At 66.7% G+C, this 22339-nt stretch carries 20 protein-coding genes; 11 read left to right on the top strand and 9 right to left on the bottom strand.

Annotated elements, in window-relative coordinates; all coding sequences use genetic code 11:
* Nucleotides 1–486, bottom strand: a complete 486-nt coding sequence (locus tag GU927_RS11290; RefSeq protein ID WP_232489199.1) for a phosphatidylglycerophosphatase A family protein — start codon at nucleotides 484–486, stop codon at nucleotides 1–3.
* Entirely contained in the window at nucleotides 483–1613 is a 1131-nt protein-coding gene (locus GU927_RS11285) for a bifunctional 2-C-methyl-D-erythritol 4-phosphate cytidylyltransferase/2-C-methyl-D-erythritol 2,4-cyclodiphosphate synthase (RefSeq protein ID WP_161762551.1), read from the bottom strand. The genes GU927_RS11290 and GU927_RS11285 overlap by 4 nt, the downstream gene beginning before the upstream one ends.
* A gap of 190 nt (nucleotides 1614–1803) precedes the next feature.
* Here GU927_RS11285 and dusB point away from each other — a divergent pair, with 190 nt between their 5' ends.
* From dusB to GU927_RS11255, 6 genes are all read left to right on the top strand, one after another.
* Nucleotides 1804–2790, top strand: coding sequence for a tRNA dihydrouridine synthase DusB (dusB, locus tag GU927_RS11280; RefSeq protein WP_161762550.1), 987 nt, complete (start codon nucleotides 1804–1806; stop codon nucleotides 2788–2790).
* Nucleotides 2787–3890: a two-component system sensor histidine kinase NtrB gene (locus GU927_RS11275; RefSeq protein ID WP_161762549.1), complete on the top strand. Its 1104-nt coding sequence runs from the start codon at nucleotides 2787–2789 to the stop codon at nucleotides 3888–3890. Before dusB ends, GU927_RS11275 begins: the two co-directional genes overlap by 4 nt.
* Nucleotides 3890–5254, top strand: a complete 1365-nt coding sequence (locus tag GU927_RS11270; protein WP_161762548.1) for a response regulator — start codon at nucleotides 3890–3892, stop codon at nucleotides 5252–5254. The genes GU927_RS11275 and GU927_RS11270 overlap by 1 nt, the downstream gene beginning before the upstream one ends.
* A gap of 103 nt (nucleotides 5255–5357) precedes the next feature.
* A complete protein-coding gene (locus tag GU927_RS11265; protein ID WP_161762547.1) occupies nucleotides 5358–7616 on the top strand; it encodes a sensor histidine kinase NtrY-like in 2259 nt (752 codons plus the stop codon).
* On the top strand, nucleotides 7616–9040 hold the full coding sequence (gene ntrX / locus GU927_RS11260) for a nitrogen assimilation response regulator NtrX (protein WP_161762546.1): 1425 nt from the start codon (nucleotides 7616–7618) through the stop codon (nucleotides 9038–9040). The genes GU927_RS11265 and ntrX overlap by 1 nt, the downstream gene beginning before the upstream one ends.
* 239 nt (nucleotides 9041–9279) lie before the next feature.
* A complete protein-coding gene (locus GU927_RS11255; protein WP_161762545.1) occupies nucleotides 9280–9711 on the top strand; it encodes a nuclear transport factor 2 family protein in 432 nt (143 codons plus the stop codon).
* Nucleotides 9712–9718: 7 nt separating this feature from the next.
* Here the strand turns inward: GU927_RS11255 and GU927_RS11250 are convergent, their stop codons facing one another.
* A complete protein-coding gene (locus tag GU927_RS11250; RefSeq protein WP_161762544.1) occupies nucleotides 9719–10120 on the bottom strand; it encodes a nuclear transport factor 2 family protein in 402 nt (133 codons plus the stop codon).
* Between the two features lie 106 nt (nucleotides 10121–10226).
* On the opposite strand from GU927_RS11250, the gene trkA reads away from it, so the two are divergent.
* The 3 genes from trkA to hfq all read left to right on the top strand — a co-directional run bounded on the left by trkA (nucleotide 10227) and on the right by hfq (nucleotide 13512).
* Nucleotides 10227–11603, top strand: a complete 1377-nt coding sequence (gene trkA, locus GU927_RS11245) for a Trk system potassium transporter TrkA (RefSeq protein WP_161762543.1) — start codon at nucleotides 10227–10229, stop codon at nucleotides 11601–11603.
* On the top strand, nucleotides 11603–13117 hold the full coding sequence (locus tag GU927_RS11240) for a potassium transporter TrkG (RefSeq protein WP_217765599.1): 1515 nt from the start codon (nucleotides 11603–11605) through the stop codon (nucleotides 13115–13117). The genes trkA and GU927_RS11240 overlap by 1 nt, the downstream gene beginning before the upstream one ends.
* A 161-nt stretch (nucleotides 13118–13278) precedes the next feature.
* The gene (gene hfq, locus GU927_RS11235; protein ID WP_023664101.1) at nucleotides 13279–13512 is read left to right on the top strand and encodes an RNA chaperone Hfq; all 234 of its coding nucleotides are present in this window, start codon (nucleotides 13279–13281) and stop codon (nucleotides 13510–13512) included.
* Here hfq and GU927_RS11230 read toward each other — a convergent pair.
* The gene (locus tag GU927_RS11230; protein WP_232489198.1) at nucleotides 13494–13748 is read right to left on the bottom strand and encodes a hypothetical protein; all 255 of its coding nucleotides are present in this window, start codon (nucleotides 13746–13748) and stop codon (nucleotides 13494–13496) included. The two genes, hfq and GU927_RS11230, sit on opposite strands and share 19 nt — an antisense overlap.
* On the opposite strand from GU927_RS11230, the gene hflX reads away from it, so the two are divergent.
* A complete protein-coding gene (gene hflX / locus GU927_RS11225) occupies nucleotides 13650–14852 on the top strand; it encodes a GTPase HflX (RefSeq protein WP_232489205.1) in 1203 nt (400 codons plus the stop codon). The genes GU927_RS11230 and hflX overlap by 99 nt on opposite strands.
* A gap of 65 nt (nucleotides 14853–14917) precedes the next feature.
* Here hflX and GU927_RS11220 read toward each other — a convergent pair whose 3' ends face one another.
* The 3 genes from GU927_RS11220 to GU927_RS11210 all read right to left on the bottom strand — a co-directional run bounded on the left by GU927_RS11220 (nucleotide 14918) and on the right by GU927_RS11210 (nucleotide 19536).
* Nucleotides 14918–16153 (bottom strand): CoA transferase, encoded by a 1236-nt coding sequence (locus GU927_RS11220; RefSeq protein WP_161762542.1) that lies wholly within the window; start codon nucleotides 16151–16153, stop codon nucleotides 14918–14920.
* Nucleotides 16154–16156: 3 nt separating this feature from the next.
* On the bottom strand, nucleotides 16157–16978 hold the full coding sequence (locus tag GU927_RS11215; protein WP_232489197.1) for an FAS1-like dehydratase domain-containing protein: 822 nt from the start codon (nucleotides 16976–16978) through the stop codon (nucleotides 16157–16159).
* Between the two features lie 89 nt (nucleotides 16979–17067).
* Nucleotides 17068–19536, bottom strand: coding sequence for a penicillin acylase family protein (locus GU927_RS11210; RefSeq protein WP_161762540.1), 2469 nt, complete (start codon nucleotides 19534–19536; stop codon nucleotides 17068–17070).
* A gap of 82 nt (nucleotides 19537–19618) precedes the next feature.
* On the opposite strand from GU927_RS11210, the gene GU927_RS11205 reads away from it, so the two are divergent.
* Entirely contained in the window at nucleotides 19619–20482 is an 864-nt protein-coding gene (locus tag GU927_RS11205) for an NAD(P)-dependent oxidoreductase (RefSeq protein WP_161762539.1), read from the top strand.
* Nucleotides 20483–20512: 30 nt separating this feature from the next.
* Here GU927_RS11205 and GU927_RS11200 read toward each other — a convergent pair whose 3' ends face one another.
* Together GU927_RS11200 and hemB are read right to left on the bottom strand one after the other, a co-directional pair.
* On the bottom strand, nucleotides 20513–21067 hold the full coding sequence (locus GU927_RS11200; RefSeq protein ID WP_161762538.1) for a lipid-binding SYLF domain-containing protein: 555 nt from the start codon (nucleotides 21065–21067) through the stop codon (nucleotides 20513–20515).
* A 139-nt stretch (nucleotides 21068–21206) separates the two neighbouring features.
* A complete protein-coding gene (gene hemB / locus GU927_RS11195) occupies nucleotides 21207–22220 on the bottom strand; it encodes a porphobilinogen synthase (RefSeq protein WP_161762537.1) in 1014 nt (337 codons plus the stop codon).
* Between the last annotated feature and the right edge of the window lie 119 nt (nucleotides 22221–22339).

Genomic DNA, 22339 nt, shown 5'->3' with positions numbered 1-22339 from the left:
TCACCCCATCAGAAGCCCGTGCGCCACACCCGCCGCAATCATCACGCAGACACCCGCCATCACCCCCGCGATGACGTCATCCCACATCACCCCGGCCCAGTCACCGCGCCGGTCGGCCCACCCCACGGGGCCCGGTTTCCAGATATCGAACAGCCGGAAAAAGACGAAGGCCGCGACCCAGCCGGGATAGGGCATCCAGCCGTCGAAATCCCGCCACCAGAGGGCAAAGGACGGGAACAGCAGCGCGATCCATTGCCCCGCCACCTCGTCGATCACCACCTCGGACGGGTCCTCGCCGGGGCCGCAGACCGCCTTGCAGGCCGCAAATCCCGCACCCAGCGCCACGCAGGTTGCCACCGCCAATCCCGGAAATCCCGCGAACCGGTCGATCCCCAGCCCCAGCGCAACCGCCGCTGCTGACCCCCACGTCCCCGGCGCGGGACGCAGCAGCCCGACCCCGAAGAAGGTGGCGACCGCCCGCATCATGCCCGCACCAGACAGGCCGTCGCCAGCGCGGCAATGCCTTCCTCGCGCCCGGTAAAGCCCAGCCGTTCCGACGTGGTGGCCTTCACGCTCACCCGCCCCGCATCGACCCCCATGATGCCCGCCAGCGCCGCCTGCATCGCCGCCGCATGCGGCCCGATCTTCGGCCGCTCGCAGACAAGCGTCACGTCGCAATTGCCCAGTTCATAGCCCCGCCCGCGCATCAGTTCCGCCGCATGGCGCAGGAAGATATGGCTTGCCGCGCCCTTCCATTGCGGATCGCTCGGCGGGAAATGCCGCCCGATATCCCCCTCGGCCAGCGCGCCATAGATCGCGTCGGTCAGGGCATGCATCCCGACATCGGCATCCGAATGACCCAGCAGCGCCTTGTCATGCGCCACCTTCACCCCGCAGAGCCACACATGGTCCCCCGCCGTGAAGGCGTGCACGTCATAGCCATTCCCCAGCCGCACATCCATGCCGCGCCCCTTCAAAACTGCCTCGGCCCGCGCGAAATCGCCCGCGAAGGTCACCTTCAGATTGGCCTCATCCCCTTCGACGATGGCCACGTCAAGCCCTGCCGCCCGCGCCACCTCGACATCATCCGCAGCGCCCCCGCCATGCGCCCGATGCGCGGCAAGGATCGCATCGAACCGGAAGCCCTGCGGCGTCTGCGCCCGCCACAGCCCCGCGCGGTCCTGCGTGCCCGCCACCAGCCCCGCATCGCCCCGCCACAGCGCATCCGTCACCGACAGGGCAGGGGCCGCGCCCGCATGGCCCTCCAGCGCCGCCAGCACCCGCCCGATCACCGCCTGCGGGACCAGAGGCCGCGCCCCGTCATGGATCAGAACCCGCGTCACGCCCGACTCCGCCAGCGCCTCCAGCGCGTTGCGGACCGAGGCATCGCGCGTCGCGCCCCCCTCGACCAGCAGACAGCCCCCCGCAACGTCACCGGCCCGCGCGCGGTCGTCGGGATGGATCACCACCACGATCCGGTCCACCGCGCCGCGAAAGGCATCGACCGTATGCGCCAGCACGGGACGGCCCGCCAGCATTTGCCACTGTTTGGGAACATCCCCCCCCGCGCGGCTGCCCCGCCCGGCGGCGACGATCACGGCTGCGGTCGTCATGGCCCCAACTCTCCCTTGCGCTTTTCCCTTCCCTACGCCACACCGCCCCGCCTGACAATCTGGCGCGCATACGGGCAAAGATGCCCAAAATTTGTGCAACGCCAGTTTTTCAGCCATATTGCCACCGTCCGTGCTTGGCTTTGCGACCGGACAGGCCCAACACCAACCCATTCGCACAAGGAAAAGGCAATTGTCCCTCTGCCTCGGCCCCCAGACGATTTCCCCGCCGGTCCTCCTCGCGCCTTTGGCGGGGATCACCGATCTTCCCTACCGCCGCCTTGTGGCGCGGTTCGGGGCGGGCCTCGTCGTGTCCGAGATGGTGGCCAGCCAGGAGGTCGTGCAGGCCCAGCCCGAAGCCCGCGCCCGCGCCGAACTGGGCTTTGGCGAACAGGCCACCTCGGTCCAGCTTGCCGGACGCGATCCCTACTGGATGGCCGAAGCCGCACGGCTGATGGAGGCGAATGGCGCGCGCATCATCGACATCAACATGGGCTGCCCCTCGAAACGGGTCACCACGGGCCTCTGCGGCTCGGCCCTCCTGCGCGATCTGGACCTTGCGCTGGAATTGATCGAGTCGGTGGTCAAGGCGGTCAACCTGCCCGTCACGCTGAAAACCCGCCTCGGCTGGGATGACAGGCTCCTCAACGCGCCCGACCTCGCGCGGCGGGCCGAAGGGGCAGGGGTGCGGATGATCGTCATCCACGGCCGCACCCGCTGCCAGTTCTACAAGGGCTCTGCCGACTGGGCCGCCATCGCGCGGGTGAAAGAGGCGGTGTCGATCCCCGTCATCGCCAATGGCGACATCGTCGATGCCGCCACGGCGCGCCAGGCCCTCGCGCTCTCGGGTGCCGATGGGGTCATGGTGGGCCGCGGCGCGCAGGGCGCGCCCTGGCGGCTGGCCGAAATCGCCCATGCCCTCTACGGCACGCCCGCACCGGTCATCCCCGAAGGCGCGGCCCTCGCCGATCTGGTGGCCGAACATTACGAGGCGATGCTGTCCTTCTACGGCCCCGCGCTCGGCCTGCGCTGCGCGCGCAAGCATCTGGGCTGGTATCTCGACAGCGTCGAAGGGGATGCGCCGCGCCATGCCATGCTTACCTCGGACGATCCCGCGACCGTCCTGCGCCTGATCCGCGCGGGTTTTGCCGATACGGGCCGAAAACGGGTGGCCGCATGACCCCCTACCGCACGCCATACCCGGTTCCGGGCGTCGTCTGGGCCTCGCTGCCGCTTCCCGCGCTGCTGATCGGCCCCGACAACCGGATCGCCGAAGTAAATCCGGCGGGCGAAATTTTCCTCAACGCCTCGTCACGCTCGCTGATGGGCCAGCCCGCCTTCGACCGTCTCGCCATCGACGCCCCGATGGACGAGGCGCTGGCCCGCGCCCGCGCCAACCAGTCGCCCCTGTTCATCAACGACGTGGACGTGACGACCGGCGAACGCGCCCCCGTGCAGTGCAACATCCAGGTTGCCCCCATGCACGACAATGCCGAGGTGATCCTCCTCATCATCTCGCCCCGCGACATCGCCGACCGTCTGGGTCGCTCCATGAGTGTGAAGTCCGCCGCCAAATCCGCCATCGGCATGGCCGAGATGCTGGCGCACGAGATCAAGAATCCCCTCGCGGGCATCTCGGGCGCGGCGCAGCTTCTGGGCATGAACCTCGCCCCCGAAGACCGCGAGCTGGCCGACCTGATCGTGGAAGAGACCCGCCGCATCGTAAAGCTCTTGGAACAGGTCGAACAGTTCGGCAACCTGCGCCCGCCGGAACGCCGCCCCGTCAACATCCACGACGCGCTCGACCGCGCGCGCAAATCCGCCCTCGTGGGCTTCGCCGCCCATATGCAGATCACCGAGGATTACGACCCCTCGCTCCCCCCCACCTTCGCCGATCCCGACCAGTTGATGCAGGTCTTCCTCAACCTCATCAAGAACTCGGCCGAGGCCTGCCAGCGCGCGGGCGAGGGGACGACGATCCGTCTGCACACATTCTACGACCTCTCGCTCCGCCTGCGCGGCAAGGATGGCCGCCCCGCCGCACTGCCCTTGCAGATCGAGATCATCGACGACGGCCCCGGCATCCCGCCCGACATCGCCGCCGACATCTTCGAACCCTTCGTCTCGGGCCGCGAGAACGGCACGGGCCTCGGGCTCGCCCTCGTTTCAAAGATCATTTCCGACCATGAAGGCTGGATTTCCGTGGATTCTGTGCCCGGACGCACCGTGTTCCGCGTCTCTCTGCCCATGGTGCCGAAGGACAAGAAGGAGAAGACCTGATGGATGGAACCGTCCTTGTCGCGGATGACGACCGCACGATCCGCACCGTCCTGACGCAGGCCCTGACGCGGGCGGGCTGCAAGGTCCACGCGACCTCCAGCCTCATGACGCTCATGCGCTGGGTCGAGGAAGGCAAGGGCGATCTCGTGATCTCGGACGTCATCATGCCCGACGGCAACGGGCTGGACGCGCTGCCCCGCATTTCCAAGATGCGCCCCGGCCTGCCGGTGATCGTCATCTCGGCGCAGAACACCATCATGACCGCCATCCAGGCGGCCGAGGCCGAGGCCTTCGACTACCTGCCCAAACCCTTCGACCTGCCCGACCTGATGAAACGCTCCGCCCGCGCGCTGGAGCAGAAGCGCCGCGCCCCCGCGAAACCCGCCCAACCGCGCGAGGCGGGCGATGACCTGCCGCTGGTGGGTCGCACCCCCGCGATGCAGGCGCTCTACCGTCTTGTCGCCCGTGTGATGAACACCGACCTCGCCGTCCTCGTCACCGGCGAATCCGGCACAGGCAAAAGCCTGATCGCCAAGGCCATCCACGATTTCTCCGACCGCCGCAGCCAGCCCTTCGTGGTGGCGCAGGGCTCCGACCTTGCCGGTATGGACGGCCCCTCGGCGCTGATGTCGCGCGCGCGGGGCGGCAGTCTGGTCTTTGACGAGGTCGCCGATTACGACGACGACATGCAGGCCCGCATCGTGCGGATGCTCGACCTTGCCGGCGACAACGCGCCCCGCATCATGGCCACATCGCAGACCGACCTTGCCGCGCGGATGGAGGGGGGGCAGTTCCGGCAGGACCTGTTCTATCGCCTTTCCGGCGTCACCCTGCACGTCCCCTCTCTGCGCGAAAGGGTGGACGACATCCCCCTTCTTGCCGAACATTTCCTTGCAAAGGGCGAACGCGATCTCGGCGCGCTGCGCCGCCTGTCAAACGATGCCCGCGACCTGATCCGCGCCTATTCCTGGCCGGGCAATGTGCGGCAACTGGAAAACACCCTGCGCCGCCTGATGGTCACCTCCTCCGAGGCCGAAATCACGCGGGCCGAGGTGGAATCCGTGCTCGGCAACCAGCCCGCGATGGAACCGCTCAAAGGCGGGGGCGAGGGCGAGAAACTCTCCGCCTCTGTCGCGCGCCACCTGAAACGCTACTTCGACCTGCACGGTGGCCAACTGCCCCCCGCTGGCGTCTACCAGCGCATCCTGCGCGAGGTGGAGACGCCGCTGATCGAGATCGCGCTGGATGCCACGGCGGGAAATCAGGCGAAATGCGCCGACCTTCTGGGCATCAATCGCAATACTTTGCGCAAGAAGATCACCGACCTCGATATCCGCGTGACACGCCGCCGCAAGCTGATGTAAAACCGCAACATCAAGCGTGTCCCCCCCGCCGCACCGCGGGGCGGGCCACAAGATGTGGGCGGCGGGCACGGATCGTCCTGCCGGATGAAGGGGTGGGTCGCGCGTGCAGCGCAGCATCGGCAGCAACACCTGGGCGCGGCTGAACCGCCTGCGCCGCCAGCGTCAGGTCCAGAATACCATGACCTTCGGGCTGGTGTTCCTTGGCCCGCTTCTGGCGGTGGCGACCTTCCTCGCGCTCGGCCCGCTGAATCAGGGTGTGAACTCCCCCTCGCTCCGCCTGATCCTTCTGGCCGACCTCGTCTATATCCTCGTCGTGGCCACCCTCGTCATGGCCCGCGTCGTCCGCATGGTCGCGGACCGGCGCAGCCGCTCGGCCGGATCGCGGCTCCACATGCGGCTTACCTTCGTCTTTGCCGTCGTGGCCCTGATCCCTACCGTCCTCGTCGCCGTCTTTGCCGTCATCACGGTGAATTTCGGCCTCGAAGGCTGGTTCTCCGACCGCGTGCGCTCGGTCGTCGGCTCCTCCCTCTCGGCGGCCGAGGCCTATGAACAGGAACACCGTCAGGACCTGATCGAGGATGCCGAGGCGCTTGCGCGGGACGTCAACCTCTTCAAGCAGTCGATGTTCTTCCTCGACGACAGCCAGATGCGCCCCGTTCTGACGCAGGCACAGGCCACCATCCAGCGCGGCCTGAAAGAGGCATACCTCATCGACGGCGCGGGCACGCTCAAGACCCGCGGTGAACGCAGCTACCTCTTCGACTTCGAACAGCCCGCGGCCGAGGAACTCCAGCGCGCCCGCGCGGGCGAGACGGTTCTGATACAGGACTGGGCCAACAACGAATTCCGCGCGCTGGTCCATCTCGACGCCTTCGCCGACCGCTACCTCTATGTCTCGCGCACGGTCGACGGCTCGATCCTGTCGCTGCTCGACGGCACGCGGGAAACCGTGGCGCTCTACCACCAGCTCGAATCCGAACGCGGGCGGCTCCTCTTCGAATTCGGCCTGCTCTATCTCGGCTTCGCGCTGATCCTCATCCTTGCCGCGGTCTGGCTGGGCCTGTGGTTCGCCGAACGTCTCGCCCGCCCCGTGGGCCGTCTGGCCGAGGCGGCAGAACGCGTCGGCGAAGGCAATCTCGACATCCAAGTCCGCGAAGAGGACGGCGAGGACGAGATCGCCTCGCTCGGCCGCTCCTTCAACAACATGACCCGCCAGTTAAAGGGCCAGCGCGAAGCTCTGGTGCAATCCCACAGCCAGACCGAGGCCCGCCGCCGCCTGTTCGACTCGGTGCTCTCCAACGTCACCGCGGGCGTGATCGGCCTGAATTCGGACGGGCGCATCGACTTTGCCAACCGCGCAGCGGAACGGCTGCTCGACATGGGGGCAGGGGCCGACACGCCGCTTGCCGTCGCCGTGCCCGAATTCGGCCCGCTCTTCGACCGTCTCCTCGACAGCGGCAGCCCCGCCGCGCAGGAAGAGGTCCGCCTCACCCGCAAGGGCAAGCTGGAAAGCCTGCTCGTCCGCCTTTCCGAACGCCGGAACGAGGAAGGCGGCCTCGAAGGCTATGTCGTGGCCTTCGACGATGTGACCGACCTTGTCAGCGCCCAGCGGATGGCCGCATGGGGCGATGTCGCCCGCCGCATCGCGCACGAGATCAAGAACCCCCTGACGCCCATCGCGCTCTCGGCCGAACGGATCAAGCGCAAGTTCCGCCCGCAAGTGGCCGAACCGGACGATCTGGACCAGTACACCGACGTGATCGTGCGCCAGACCAACGACCTGCGCCGCATCGTGGACGAATTCTCCAAATTCGCCCGCATGCCCGAACCCGACCGGCGCGAGAACGACCTTGCCCTTCTGGTCCGCGACGCCGTCCTTTTGCAGGAAAGCGGCCAGCCCGGCGTGACCTTCGTCAAACAGCTACCCGCCGAGCCGGTGGTGATGGAGCTTGACGCAACGATGATCAGTCAGGCGCTCACAAACCTTATCAAGAACGCGGGCGAAGCGATTGAAACTTTGCACGAAAAGGGCGCGCCCTCCGGCCACCGCCCCGAAATCCGCGTCACCTTCGACCTCGAACCCGACGCCGCCGTCATCCGCATCATGGACAACGGCACCGGCCTGCCGCCCGACCGCGCACGCCTGTTCGAACCTTACGTGACCACCCGTGAAAAGGGCACCGGCCTTGGCCTGCCCATCGTCAAGAAGATCATCGAGGAACATGGCGGCACCCTCGCCCTCCTCGACGCACCCGTTTTCGAAGGCAATGACCATGCGGGCGCGATGGCCGAAATCCGGCTGCCGCGCACGCCCAAGGTCCGCACCCGCAAACCCGCGGCATTGGCCGCACAGGGGGGATAATGAGCAGCATCCTTATTGTTGATGACGAGAAAGACATCCGCGACCTGATCGCGGACATTTTGAAGGACGAGGGCTATCAGGTCCGTCTGGCCGGCAATTCCGACGACTGCATGGCCGAGATCAACGCCGAACCGCCCGCGCTGATGATCCTCGACATCTGGCTCAAGGACAGCCGCATGGACGGCATCGACATCCTCAAAACGGTCAAGCGCGACAATCCCGACGTGCCGGTCGTCATCATCTCGGGCCATGGCAATATCGAGATCGCGGTCGCCGCCATCAAGCAGGGCGCCTATGACTTCATCGAAAAGCCCTTCAACATCGACCAGCTCATGGTCGTCGTCAGCCGCGCGATGGAAACCTCGCGCCTGCGCCGCGAAAACAGCGAACTCCGCCGCAAGGACGTGACCTCGGCCGAAATGCTGGGCGCCAGCCCCGCCTTCAAGGCGCTCAAGGCGCAACTGGAAAAGGTCACCAAATCCAACGGCCGCGTCATGCTCACCGGCCCCGCCGGATCGGGCAAGGAAATGGCCGCCCGCTTCATCCACGCCCATTCCAACCGCGCCTCGGCCCCCTTCATCTCGGTTTCCTCCGCCACGATCGAACCGGAACGGATGGAAGAGGTGCTCTTCGGTCGCGAAACCTCCGAGCGCGGGGTGGAAAAGGGCCTGCTGGAACAGGCCCACGGCGGCGTGGTCTATTTCGACGAGGTGGCCGACATGCCCGTCGGCACCCAGTCGAAGATCCTGCGCGTCCTCACCGAACAGCAATTCACGCGGGCAGGGGGCACCGACAAGGTCCGCGTCGACCTGCGCGTCATCTCCTCCACCACCCGCGACCTGCGGACCGAAATCGCCTCGGGCCGTTTCCGGCAGGAACTCTATGACCGCCTGAACGTCGTCCCGATCTCCGTGCCCAGCCTCGAGGACCGGCGCGAGGATATCCCCGACCTCACGCGCCATTTCATCGACCTCTTCCACCGCACGCAGGGCCTTCCTCTCCGCTCCCTCTCGACCGAGGCCGAGGCGATGCTGCAGACCATGTCCTGGCCCGGCAATGTCCGCCAGCTTCGCAACGTGATCGAACGCGTCCTGATCCTTGGCGACGGCTCCGGCCCGATCGAGGCGCGCGAACTCCCCGGTCAGGAAACACCCGAAGGCGACACGGGCCGCCTCGTCCTTGGCGGTGCCATGGCAACCCTTCCCCTGCGCGAGGCGCGCGAGGTCTTCGAACGCGAATACCTGCTGACCCAGATCAACCGCTTCGGCGGCAATATCAGCCGCACCGCCAGCTTCGTCGGCATGGAACGCTCGGCGCTCCACCGCAAACTCAAATCGCTCGGCGTCGTCACTTCGGCCAAAGGGGGCGGCCGCACCGCCCATCTGGACGAAGATATGGACGAGGACGAGGGCGAAGAGGTCTGACCGCCGCCAGAGATTATCATTGCGAGAAATATTCGCCGTTTCCTTTGCAGGGCGGGGCAACACTCGCCCGCGTCCCGCTCCCTGCAGGATTACCCGGCGATCGCATATCTCGTTAGTATAGGTTTATGGTTGTACCTTTCGCGGAGGCCGCAGGCCAAAGGTCGTTCCATTGACTTTCGCATAGGCCTGTGGTGATTTGACGCATCAAGGTTAAACCAGTTTGATAGGCCGGTGCCATCGTGGGTCACTCCGGAACGCAAAGCGACATCGAACTCCGACTTGTCGCGCATAACATGGTCGAGGCGATCATCCGCGGCGACCTCGAACTCGCCCGAAGCGTCTTTCACACAGACGCGACGATCACTGGCCAGCAGGACGGAATCCTCGTGCGCTGCGGCGTGCCCGAATATCTCGACTTCTGCCGCCGCATGTCCATTCCGCGCCGCAAGGTCAACCGCCGGTACGAGATCGTGCAACTCGACCAGAACGGCCCCGTCGCCTTCATCAAGACGGTCGAACGCTATCCGGCGGGCGAGCTGATAAGTTACATGACCCTCTCGCGCCTGAACGGACGCTGGCAGATCAACAATCGCACCATCTATGCCTCCGGCAGCACGGAATTCGAGGATGCGGCAGGGCAGGGCGACAGCGTCCCCGCAACCCGCCATTGACCGCTCCTCACCGGCGCGGCAATCCGCGCCCGGCATGGACGTGATAGGCCTTGGTCACGATCTGCCACCGCCCGTCCGGTGTGGGCCGGTCCTTCACCAGAACCAGATAGTCGGTGAAATCCGTCCCGAAACAGCTGTCGGTCACCTTGGCCACCGCCACCGTCCCCGTCACCTCGATCGCAAGAAGCTCGGCCACATAGGTGCTGCCCGCGGGCTGCGTTTCCTCGTCCCTGATCCACTGGATGAACTCCTCCAGCGGAAAGAACTCGTAGGTTTCGGCGAAATGGCCGACCTGCAACGCGCCGGGGTGAAAGGCGCGCCGCAGCTTCTCCTCGTCTCCCCAGACCATCCCTTCCAGATAATCCACCACCACGGCGCGCACCGCGTCATGCTCGCTTCCGAATGCCATACTATCCTCCCGTACGGACCGCAGCGAAGCATAGCACGATTCCCCGCGCCATTGACCCGTCGTCCCCCATCTGCCAATCAGAGGGCGCGATGAACCGGAGGCATTCATGAAGGTGATCATCTGCGGGGCGGGGCAGGTCGGCTGGCAGATCGCCCGCCAACTCTCGGGCGAAAAGAACGACGTCACCCTTGTCGATTACAACGCCGATCTCGTCCGCCGCGCGACAGATACGCTGGATGTGCAGGGCGTCGTGGGCTTCGCCTCCTATCCCGACGTGCTGGAAAAGGCCGGCGCGCGCGATGCCGACATGATCATCGCCGCCACCCATTCCGACGAGGTGAACATGGTCACCTGCGAGGTTGCCCATGCCATCTTCTCGATCCCGCGCAAGATCGCCCGCCTGCGCGCGCAATCCTATCTCGACGCCATCTATTCCGACCTCTACCGCCGTGACCACCTGCCCATCGACGTGGTTATCAGCCCCGAACGCGAGGTGGCCGAAGCCGCGCTGCAACGCCTTGCCGCGCCCGCCACCTTCGACACCGAAAGCTTCATGCTGGGCCGCGCCCAGCTTCTGGGCATCCAGCTCGACGAGGATTGCCCCGTCCTCAACACCCCCCTGCGCCAGCTGTCCGACCTCTTCTCCACCCTGCGCGCCATCGTCGTGGGCGTCCGGCGCGAGGGGCGGCTCTTCGCCCCCGAACCCGGCGACCAGCTCTTTGCCGAGGACCAGATCTACGTCTTCACCCATTCCGAGGATGTGAACCGCACGCTGGAAATCTTCGGCAAGCAGACCAAGAAACAGGAACGCGTGGTCATCATCGGCGGCGGCAATGTCGGCCTTGGCGTGGCCCGCGCGCTGGAATCCCGCACCGACCGCGTGCGCTGCAAGATCATCGAAAAGAACCGCGCCCGCGCCGAACGCGCCGCCGACAGCCTTGAACGCACGATCGTCCTGAACGGCGACGGGATGGACATGGACATCCTGCTCGAAGCCTCCATCGACCGCGCCGATGCCGTCCTTGCCGTCACCGACGACGACAAGACCAACCTCCTCGTCGCCGTCCGCGCCAAGCAGGCGGGCTGCCCCATGTCCATCGCGCTGGTCAACGATCCCACGCTTGCCCCGCTCATGGGCCCGCTCGACATCGACGCCTACATCAACCCGCGCGCCACCACCGTGTCCTCCATCCTGCGCCACATCCGCCACGGCAAGGTGCGCGCCATCTACTCGCTGGGCGATGCCGAGGCCGAGATGATCGAGGCGCAAGTCCTCTCCACCTCGCCCCTCGCCGGACGCCTGATCCGCGAGATCGAATTTCCCGAAGGCGTCCTCGTCGGCGCGCTGATGAAGGGGGAAAAGGTCGTCAAACCCACCGGCGACACGCGGATCGAGGCGGGCGATGTCATCGCGCTCTTCACCATGGCCAAGGACGTGCGCGAGGTCGAACGCCTCCTGCAGGTCTCGATCGACTTCTTCTGATGCTGCGCCGCCTGTCGGAACTGCCGCTTCTGGTCCTCCTCATGGGGATCACCGCACTGTCGATGTGGCTGCCCGCCGCCCATGCCGCGATCCTGCGCGACCATGAAACGGGACGGGCCTTCTTCTATTCCGGCGTCATCCTGCTGATCCTGACCGCCATGATCGGCATCGCCACCGTGCACCAGCGCGCGCGCAATCCCGCCCGCGCCAACCTCGCCGCGCTCGTGGCGGCCTATGTGGTGCTGCCCGTCCTTATGGCGCTGCCACTGGTTCAGGCCATGCCCGACACCTCCTGGGTCAACGCCTGGCTCGAGATGGTCTCCGCCTTCTCGACCACGGGCCTGACGGCCTATGACCCGCCCCGCCTGCCCGACAGCATCCACCTCTGGCGCGCGCAGGTGGGCTGGATGGGCGGCTTCTTCATCCTCGTCGCCGCCGTCGCCATCCTCGCCCCCATGACGCTGGGCGGGATGGAGGTGATGTCCGGCCGCGTTCCCGGGCGCGGCTCGGAAGGGCTCAGCCAGATCACCGCCACCGCCGATCCGGCCCGACGCGTGGCCCGTCAGGCCGCCGCGATCTTTCCCGTCTATGCGGGCATCACCGTGGCCCTCTGGGTCGTGTTGCTCATGGCGGGCACGCCGAACCTTCCGGCCTTCATCCACGCGCTTTCCACCATCTCCACCTCGGGGATCAGCGCGACAGGCGGCCTGCCCACCGAAGGGCACACCTTCCCGGCAGAACTCGCGATCTTCCTTGTCCTCTTCGCGGCCCTCACACGCCGTCTCTGGCCCGGCTCCTTCAACTACGATCCGGGGACCGGACTGCGCGACGATCCGGAACTGCGGATGGCGCTGGCGATCCTGCTCACCATCCCCGCCATCCTCTTCCTGCGCCACTGGATCGCCGCGCCCGAGAGCGAGGCCGCGAACCTTCCCGCAGCCTTCGGCGCGCTCTGGGGCACGCTTTTCACCACGCTCTCCTTCCTGACGACCACCGGCTTCACCTCGGCCGACTGGGTCACCGCGCGCAACTGGTCGGGGCTGGAAACCCCCGGACTGGTTCTTGCGGGACTGGCCATATTCGGCGGCGGCATCGCCACCACGGCAGGCGGCGTGAAACTCTTGCGCGTCTACGCACTCTTCCGTCACGGCGAACGCGAACTGGAACGCCTGATCCATCCCAACAGCGTGGGCGGGGCAGGGCAATCCGCCCGCCGCCTGCGCCGCGAAGGGGCCTATGTCGCCTGGATCTTCTTCATGCTCTTCGCCCTGTCCATCGCGGCCTTCGTCGCGGCCCTCGCGCTGGTGGACATCCCCTTCGAAACCGCACTCATCCTCACCCTTTCCGCGCTCAGCACCTGCGGCCCGCTTGCCGATGTGGCCAGCGCCGATCCCATCCCGCTCGCCCAGTTCTCGGTCGCAGCCAAGACCATCATCGCCACGGCCATGGTCATCGGACGGCTGGAGCTTCTGGCAATCCTCGTCCTGCTTGCCCCCGACAGTTGGCGGCAATAGACCCCCGCCTGTCGGAAGCGATGCCTTAAACTTCTGTTTTTGGGCTGGAAACTGTATGCAACCCGTTACATACTTGATGCGTTGGGCCGTCAACCTGGGCTGAGGGAACAGGGGTCCGGCATCTCGCGCGACAAGACCAAGAAAAAAGGCAAAGACAAAAAATGGCCGGCGACAAACAGAATTTGCAGGACGCTTTTCTCAATCACGTCCGGAAAGCCAAGGTTCCGGTAACGATTTTTCTGATCAACGGCGTGAAATTGCAGGGTGTGATCACCTGGTTCGACAATTTCTGCGTGCTCCTGCGCCGTGACGGCCAGTCGCAGCTTGTCTACAAGCACGCGATCTCGACCATCATGCCGGGCGCTCCGATCAACCTCTATGAAGGCGAAGACTGATTCCCGACCTGCCCGAAGACGAGGATGACGATCTCCCGCACCTGTTCAAACGGGAGGAGCGCGACCGTTCGACAGCGACCCGCGCCACGCGGGCCTTTGTCCTGCATCCCGACATCCGCAACGACAAATCCCGTCGCCTGCCCGAACACGGTCTGGCCGAGGCTGTAAGCCTCGCCCACGCCCTGCCAGAGCTCGAGGTGGTCGGCGGCGAAGTCGTCCGTCTTCCGCGCGTGCATCCCGGAATGCTCTTCGGTTCGGGCAAGGTCGACGACCTCAAGGCACGTTTCAAGGCAGACGACGTCGCGCTCGTTCTGGTCGATGGCCCCGTCTCGCCGGTGCAGCAGCGCAATCTGGAAAAGGAATGGGGGGTCAAGCTTCTCGACCGTACCGGCCTGATCCTCGAAATCTTCGCCGACCGCGCCCGCACCCGCGAAGGCGTGCTTCAGGTGGAACTCGCGGCCCTCAGCTATCAACGCACCCGCCTCGTGCGCGCATGGACCCACCTCGAACGCCAGCGCGGCGGCTTCGGCTTCGTCGGCGGTCCGGGCGAAACCCAGATCGAGGCCGACCGCCGCGCCATCGACGAACAGGTGATCCGGCTGAAGCGGCAACTCGACAAGGTGGTCCGCACCCGCGAACTCCACCGCGCCGCCCGCCGCAAGGTGCCGTTCCCCATCGTGGCCCTCGTGGGCTACACCAACGCAGGGAAAAGCACCCTCTTCAACCGCGCCACGGGGGCCGAGGTTCTGGCCAAGGACATGCTCTTCGCCACGCTCGACCCCACCATGCGCGGCATCACCCTGCCATCGGGGCGCAAGATCATCCTGTCCGACACCGTGGGCTTCATCTCGGACCTGCCCACCCAGCTCGTCGCCGCCTTCCGCGCCACGCTCGAAGAGGTGCTCGAGGCCGACCTCATCCTCCATGTCCGCGACATCGCCCATCCCGAAACGGGCGAACAGGCCGCCGACGTGGCCGACATCCTGCAATCCTTGGGCGTCGGCCCCGCCACGGCCATGTTCGAAATCTGGAACAAGCTCGACCTCGTCGCCCCTTCGGAACGCGAGGCGCTGACGCAACAGGCCGAAACCCGCGACCGCGTCTTCCCCGTCTCGGCCCTGACGGGCGAGGGCGTGCCGCGCCTGCTCGACGCCATCTCGGCGGCTTTCGACGAGGAAAAGACCGAACGCACCCTTGCCGTCCCCTTCACCGACGGCCGCCGCCGCGCATGGCTCCATGCCGAAGGCGTGGTCCTGTCCGAACATCCCACCGATACAGGCTTCGCCGTCACCGTCCGCTGGACCGCGCGGCAGGAAAAGCGCTACCGCGATCTGGGCTGATCTTCATCTCGGTGCAAATACTCCGGGGGTCCGGGGGCTGGCCCCCGGTCCACCGTTGGCCGCCGTCACGCCGCCCGTTTCGGCGCGACCCCCTGCGACACCACACCCTCATCCATCAACCGCCCGATCTGCCCCGATCCAAGCCCCAGCACATCGGCCAGAATCGCCTCGGTATGCTCGCCCAGCACCGGCGCAGGTACGGGCCCCATCCGTTCGAGGTCCGAGAATGTCACCGGCGATCCCGGCACCGGCAGCGCGCCCACGCCCGGCTGGTGGATCACCCGCATCATCGGGTTCTCCTCCGACAGGTCGGGATCCTCCGCCACCGCCTGTGCAAAGCTGCGGAACACCGACCATGTCAGCCCCGCCCCGTCGAACAGCGGCGCCACCACCTCCAGCCGCCGTGCCGCGAACCACGGGGCGAACAGCGCCGTGATCTCCTTGCGCGCCTCCCAGCGGTCGCCCTCCTTCGACAGGTCCAGCGCCATGCGCTGCCCCAGATTGGCCACCTCCTGCGCCAGCCCCAGCACCTTGACCAGCCCGCGCCACTGCCGGTCGGTCAGCCCGATCACCATCACCCGCCGCCCGCAGGCCAGCGTGAAATCCTGCCCATAGGCACCGTAAAGCGAATTCCCCGCCTTGGGCCGGTCGACGCCATTGGCCACCACCTCGCCCACGATCCCCAGATTGGCGAGCATCGCTGCCGCCACATCCTTCAACGCCAGTTCCGCCACCTGACCCTTGCCCGTCCGCAGCCTGTGCCGCTCGGCCGCCAGCAGCGCCTGCACCACCATGCCCCCCGCGATGCAATCCCACGCGGGCAGCACATGCGCCACAGGCTCGGCCGACCCTTCGGCCCCCGTCGCCATGGGAAAGCCCAAAGACGGGTTCACCGTGTAATCCACCGCAGGCTCGCCCCGCCGCGTGCCCAGAAGGCTGACCATGATCAGATCCTCCCGCCGCGCCTTCAGCGCCGGATAATCCATCCAGCCCCGCACCCGCAGGTTGGTCAGGAACATCCCCGCATCCGGCCCCGGCGCGCAGATCAACTCGCTGATGATCTCCTGCCCCTCGGGGCGGGCCATATCCACGGCCAGCGACCGCTTGCCCTTGTTCAGCCCCGCCCAGAACAGGCTGGTGCCGTCTTTCGTCACCGGCCAGCGATGCGCGTCCAGCCCCCCCTGCGGCCGGTCGAACCGGATCACATCCGCCCCCATCTGCGCCAAGGTCATTCCCGCCAGCGGCACCGCCACAAAGGCCGACCCCTCCACCACCCGCATCCCTGCCAGTACGCCCGCCATCGCCTATCCCTCCCAAGCCACATCGGCCTGCATGCAGACCAGCCCGTCCCCGTTTACCGTCGCGAGCCCCTCGCCCGCGCCCTGCAACGACAGCGCGTCGAAATGAAAGGCCGGCCGCACCCCGCGGAACCGGTATCCCGCAGGCATCGCGCTCCCGCGTCGCGCCCGCGCCGCCTCCATCAGCAGCATCGCCTGCAACGGCCCGTGCACGACCAGACCGGGGTATTTCTCCACCCCCGTCGCATAGGGCAGGTCGAAATGGATGCGATGCGCGTTGAAGGTCAGCGCCGAAAACCGGAACAGCCGCACCTCGTCCACCACCACCCGCGCCGACCACTCCGCCGCAGGGGCCGCCACGGGCGGCGGCGGGGTAAAGCGTTCGGGCATCTCGATAAAGACGATGTCCTGCTCTTCCTCGATCGCCAGCCCCGCCGCGCCATGCACGCGATGGGCCACGGTGACAAAGACCATCCGCCCCGTCGTTCCGGTCTTTTCCGATACCTTCACGATTTCCGACCGGCGGGCCATCTCCTCGCCAATCCGCAGCGGCGCATGGAACCGCAGACGCCCGCCCGCCCACATCCGGCGCGGCAGCGGCACGGGCGGCAGGAACCCGCCCCGCGCGGGGTGCCCGTCCGGCCCCAGCTCGCCCATCGCCGCCAGCGGCGTCCAGCCCATCCAGTGCCAGAGCGCAGGCAGCGGCGCGCCGTCCGCATAATCGCCCGCCACATCCAGCGTCGCCGCCATCTGCCGCGCCTGACGCGGGCTGATGCGGTCAGCTGCCTCTTCCACCCGACCCACCCAGGGGTCGAACTCTCCGGTCATCTTTTGTCCCTGTTTCCGCATTCCGCGCAATATTATTGCGCTGAAATGTTCCGGTCGGGGCAAAGGTCAAGGGCAGGGCAGGGCGCGCGTCACTCCGCTGCGGGGATCAACTCGGTCACCCCCACCGCCGCCGCCCGCGCCAGATCGGGGTCAAGCGACATGGGCACATACTCGCCCCGCCGCCACAGCTCTCCCAGATCGTCATAGAACCGGCTGAGCGGATGGCCGGACTGGCCTGTCGAGGTGATGAAGACCGAGGAATCGGGATCGGCAAAGTCATAGACTCCGCGATACCCCGCGCCATGAACGTTCAGGAAAGGATTGGCCCCCTCGCCCTTTGTCTTGCCGCGCAGCAGGGTATGGTCATCCCCGCTGGTCGACTGGCGCATGTTGACCAGATAGCGCAGCACCGGCAGGCTTCCCAGCACCGGATGGTCATGCGTCGCCTGATGTGCATCGCCCCAGCGCCAGCTTTCGGGGTTCGGCCCATAGCTTTCCGAAAGCGACAGCAGCGCATCGTCAAGCGCCATCCGCGCCAGATCGGAACAGCTCTCCACCACCGCCGACTGCACCACGTCGCACCAGACGCTTGCCCCGTCCACATTGCGATAGACCCGCTCGATCAGCAGCGGCTCCACATGGGTGAAGGTATCGGCCAGCGGCCCCAGCTCGTCGCGGATCAGCCGGTCCTGCAGCGCGCGCACCCAGGCCTGATAGATCAGCGGCTCGGGCAGATGCTCGCTCATCTCGCCATTCCATGCCGCAAGGATCTCCAGCGCCCGCTGCCGCAGCCGCTCGGGCGTGCCGTCGGGTGCCGCTTCGCCCGTGAACCACAGATCCGCCCCGATCAGCGGCAAGAGCGAGCGCGCCGTGAAACTGACCGTATCCAGCTGCGCCTCGATAAAGCTTTCGCGCGTATGCACCTCACGCGCCTTCATCAATGTCAGCCAGCGCTGGATGCGCTGCGTATCGCCCCAGTCATAGGACACATGCAGCGGGAAGGGCCGGTCCACCGTCTTGTTGTTCGTATTCCCGATAAGACCCGATGTCGGGCTCACCTCGCGCGGGTTGTCCTCATAGGGCAATACCCCCTGCCAGCGGTTCGCCGCGACCCAGCCGGGGCTGGGCATCCGCCCCTTGCTCTGGTGCGCGGGGTCGCGCTTGGGCAGGGCCCCCATCAACTGCAGCGCCACGCCGGACTGGTCGGCCAGCATCACGTTCTGCGCCGGTGCCACCACCAGACGCCCCGCCTCCACCGCCTCGGCCACCGATCCCGCGCCCATCATGCGGATCACTGCCGTCATCGACGTATCCGCCCCCGTCAGCGCGGTCCATGACAGGGCCGCGACATGTCCCGCAGGCGTGACGGACCCGATATCGTAATGGCTGCCGGGCAGGACGGGGCCGTTGTCGGTCCAGCGCAGGGTGATCGTCACGGGCGCGGCATCCTTGACCGTGATGATGGACCGGCGCGTGACAAACTCCTTCCAGCCGTCCGGCGTGCGGTACTGCTCGGGATTGGCGGGGTTCACCTCCTCGATGAACAGGTCCTGATCGTCGGCATAGCTTGACGTCAGCCCCCATCCCAGCGCCGCCGACCGGCCCACCAGCACCGCCGGAATCCCTGGGATCGTCCCGCCGATCACCGCGCCCGATTGCAACTCCAGCCGCGCCAGATACCAGACGGTCGGGGCGGAAAATCCCAGATGCGGATCATTGGCCAGAAGCGTCCCCCCCGCCGCAGACCGCGAAGGCGCTGCCGCCCAGGCATTGGATGCCCCCGCAAATCCCCGCTCGGGGAAAGGCGACAGCACATCGTTCACCGCCACGCGCAAGGGCGCCGAACTCGGCACCACTCCCGGCACCAGCTGCGAATATTCCGGCAGGGCCATGACGCCTTGCGTCGGATCGTCGGGCAGGATGTCGCCTACGCGCGCCGCCGGCAGCAAGAGCGAGACGCGCGCGCGCAGCACCTCCTCCTGCAACTGCCCCGACAACTGCAACGCCATCAGCTTCAGGATCGCGATCGAATCTGCGGGCTGCCATGCCGCGATCTCGTTCGAGAACAGGAAGAATTCCGGCGCCCCGCGCCCGCGCGCATCCTTGTTCACCTGCCCGATCCAGGCATTCACCCCCCGCGCATAGGCCTCCAGCGCCGCCATCGTGGCCGCGTCCTGCACCGCCACCGACTCCTGCGCCAGCGTATAAAGGTCATAGCGCCGCATCAGCTCGTCGACCTTCACCGTCCGCGGACCAAAGGCCTCGGACAGCCGCCCCTGCACCGTCCGGCGCAGCATCATCATCTGCCAGAGCCGGTCCTGGGCATGGGCAAAGCCAAGCGCGAAAAAGACATCCGGATCGCTCTGGCCAAAGATATGCGGGACATTGTCGTTGTTCCGCACGATCTCGACCGGGGCTTCGATGCCCGCGATGGTGAAATCCTCGTTATAGTCGGGCAGCGAGCGGGACAGGAAATAGTAAAGGATCACCCCCGCCAGCAGCGACAGCGCCACCAAACCCGTGAACAGGCGCAACATCCAGCGGAAGACAAGGAACATCTAGGGCCTGTTCTTGACGACGGGAACCGGATGGCTTCCTAGTCCATCGCAGGCCAAAGGGCAATGCAACCGGGGGTGAACGATGGCGAAACTGGCGTTTCTGGGTCTGGGCGTGATGGGCGGTCCGATGGCGCGCCACCTTGCGGCCAAGGGACATGATGTGACGGTCTACAACCGCACCCCCGCCCGCGCCGCCGCATGGGTCGCGGCCCATGGCCAGCGCAGCGCCGCCACCCCGGCCGAGGCCGCCCGCGGGGCCGAGGTCGTGCTTGCCTGCGTCGGCAATGACGACGATCTCCGACAGGTCTGCACCGGCCCCGACGGCGCCTTTTCCGCCATGTCGGCAGGCACGCTCTTCATCGACCACACCACGGTTTCCGCGCAGGTCACGCATCAAGTCGCGGCAATCGCTTCGGCCAAGGGCATAGGTTATGTCGATGCCCCCGTCTCGGGCGGTCAGGCCGGCGCAGAGAACGGCGCGCTCTCGATCATGTGCGGCGGGTCCGAGACTGACTATGCCCGCGCCGAACCCGTCATGGCCGCCTATGCCCGCATCTGCCGCCGCATCGGCGACAGCGGGGCAGGGCAGCTTGCCAAGATGATGAACCAGATCTGCATCGCGGGCCTGATGCAGGGCCTGTCCGAGGCGCTCGCCTTCGGCCAGAAGGCCGGTCTCGACGGCGAAGCCGTGGTCGAGGTCATCAGTCAGGGCGCGGCCGGATCATGGCAGATGGTCAACCGCCACAAGACCATGCTGAAGGACGAATTCGACTTCGGCTTCGCGGTGGACTGGATGCGAAAGGATCTCGCCATCTGCCTCAAGACGGCGGAGGAGATCGGCGCAAGCCTGCCCGTGACCGCGCTGGTCGACCAGTTCTACAAGGATGTCCAGCTCATGGGCGGCGGCCGGAATGACACCTCCAGCCTGATCCGCCGCCTTCGGTAGGATGGGCAATTCTGCCCATCCCGCCCGCCGTCACGGAATGATCCGCGTGTATTTCACGCCGGCCAGCGTGGCCCCCGCGATCAGCCCCTGCTGACCGAAGACAAGCGCGATCACCGGATCGATCTCGGTCGTTTCCTTGCCGATGCTGCCGCCCTGATCGGGGGTGGCGTATTTCAGATCCGCGCTCGCCGCCCAACCGCTTCCGGCGCGGAAATCTGCCAGCGCCGCCTCGGTCATGAAGAACAGCGCATGGGCATATTGCTGCGCCCCGATCTGCAACCCGTAGCTCGCCTTGGTCGAGGAATAGTAATCCACCGTCACGCCACGGATCTGCAAGGCACCCCGCCCATAGGCCCCGCCCACGAAGAACCCCGCCTCGGTGATCAGCGGCATATACAGCACGCCGAAGGCGCGGTTCGCCAGATCCTGCGTGCCGGGATAGCGCTGGAACAGGAAGCTCCGCGTCGCCTCGACCCGCGCATCGATCTGCTGCGCCCCGCTGCCGCCCACGCCATTGCCGCAGGCCGTCAGAATAGCGCCCGCACCGGCCCCGGCCAGCAGCGCCCGTCTCGAAATCCGTTCCATGAAAACCGCCCTCTCTTGCCCGTTGGCGGGGTTCTGATGACCCCGCTCGCCTGACACGATAACGCCATTCCCGCCGTCTGTCATGCCCCCGAACGGGCCGAGGCGGACCCTTGCCGAGCTGTCGGACAGCCCGTCCCCCTCAACCCCAGCTCCAGCCCGCGCGCAGCTTTCTCGCCACCGCAGGCGCGAAATAGGTCAGGATGCCGTCGCAGCCCGCGCGCTTGAACCCCATCAGGCTTTCCATCATCGCCTTCTCGCCATCGATCCAGCCGCGCTCTGCCGCGCCCGCGATCATCGCGTATTCGCCCGACACCTGATAGGCATAGGTCGGCGCGCCGAAGGTCTCCTTCACGCGGCGGCAGATATCCAGATAGGGCATCCCCGGCTTGACCATCACCATATCCGCCCCCTCGCGCAGGTCGCGTTCGACCAGTCGCAGCGCCTCGTCGGAATTGGCGGGGTTCATCTGATAGGTCTTCTTGTCCCCCTTCAGCGCGCCGGACGCCCCCACCGCATCGCGGAACGGGCCATAGAAGGCGCTGGCATATTTCGCCGCATAGGACAGGATCGCCACATCCTTGTGCCCCGCACCCTCCAGCGCGCCGCGCAGCGCGCCGATCCGGCCATCCATCATGTCGGACGGGCCAAGGATATCGGCCCCGCACTCCGCCTGAACCAGCGCCATGCGCACCAGACATTCGATCGTCTCGTCGTTCAGGATCACGCCATCGCGCACCAGCCCGTCATGGCCGTTGGCGTTATAGGGGTCCAGCGCCACATCCGTCATCACCGCAATCTCAGGTACTGCCGCCTTGATCGCGCGGATCGCGCGGTTCGCCAGATTGTCGGGATTCCACGCCTCCTCGCAGCCTTCGGTCTTCTTCGCCGGATCGGTGTAGGGAAACAGGCAGATCGCCGGTATCCCCAGCCCCGCCGCCTCTTCCGCCGCCTTCACCACCAGATCGACCGACAGCCGCTCCACCCCCGGCATCGAGGAGATGGACTCGCGCACCCCCGCCCCGTCCCGCACGAAGACCGGCCAGATCAGGTCGCCCACCGCCAGCAGCGTCTCCTGCGACAGGGCGCGCAGCGCGGGGGTGCGCCGCATCCGGCGGAAGCGGGCGGCAGGGGCGGGGGCGGAAATCGGGCGCATTCTCGGGGCTCCGGCGATGGGACAAGCAGGGCCTTGCGCCCCGTCCCCTTGCCTGCCAGAGAAAGGGGCGCGCCTCAAGCCATCATGGAACGGGGCAGGGCGCGTGTCAGGCGGGGATG

The organism is Paragemmobacter amnigenus, from assembly GCF_009908265.2.
Lineage (GTDB): Bacteria > Pseudomonadota > Alphaproteobacteria > Rhodobacterales > Rhodobacteraceae > Paragemmobacter > Paragemmobacter amnigenus.
Note: the sequence above shows the minus strand (reverse complement) of the source record. Positions and strands in the feature narration are given on the sequence as shown.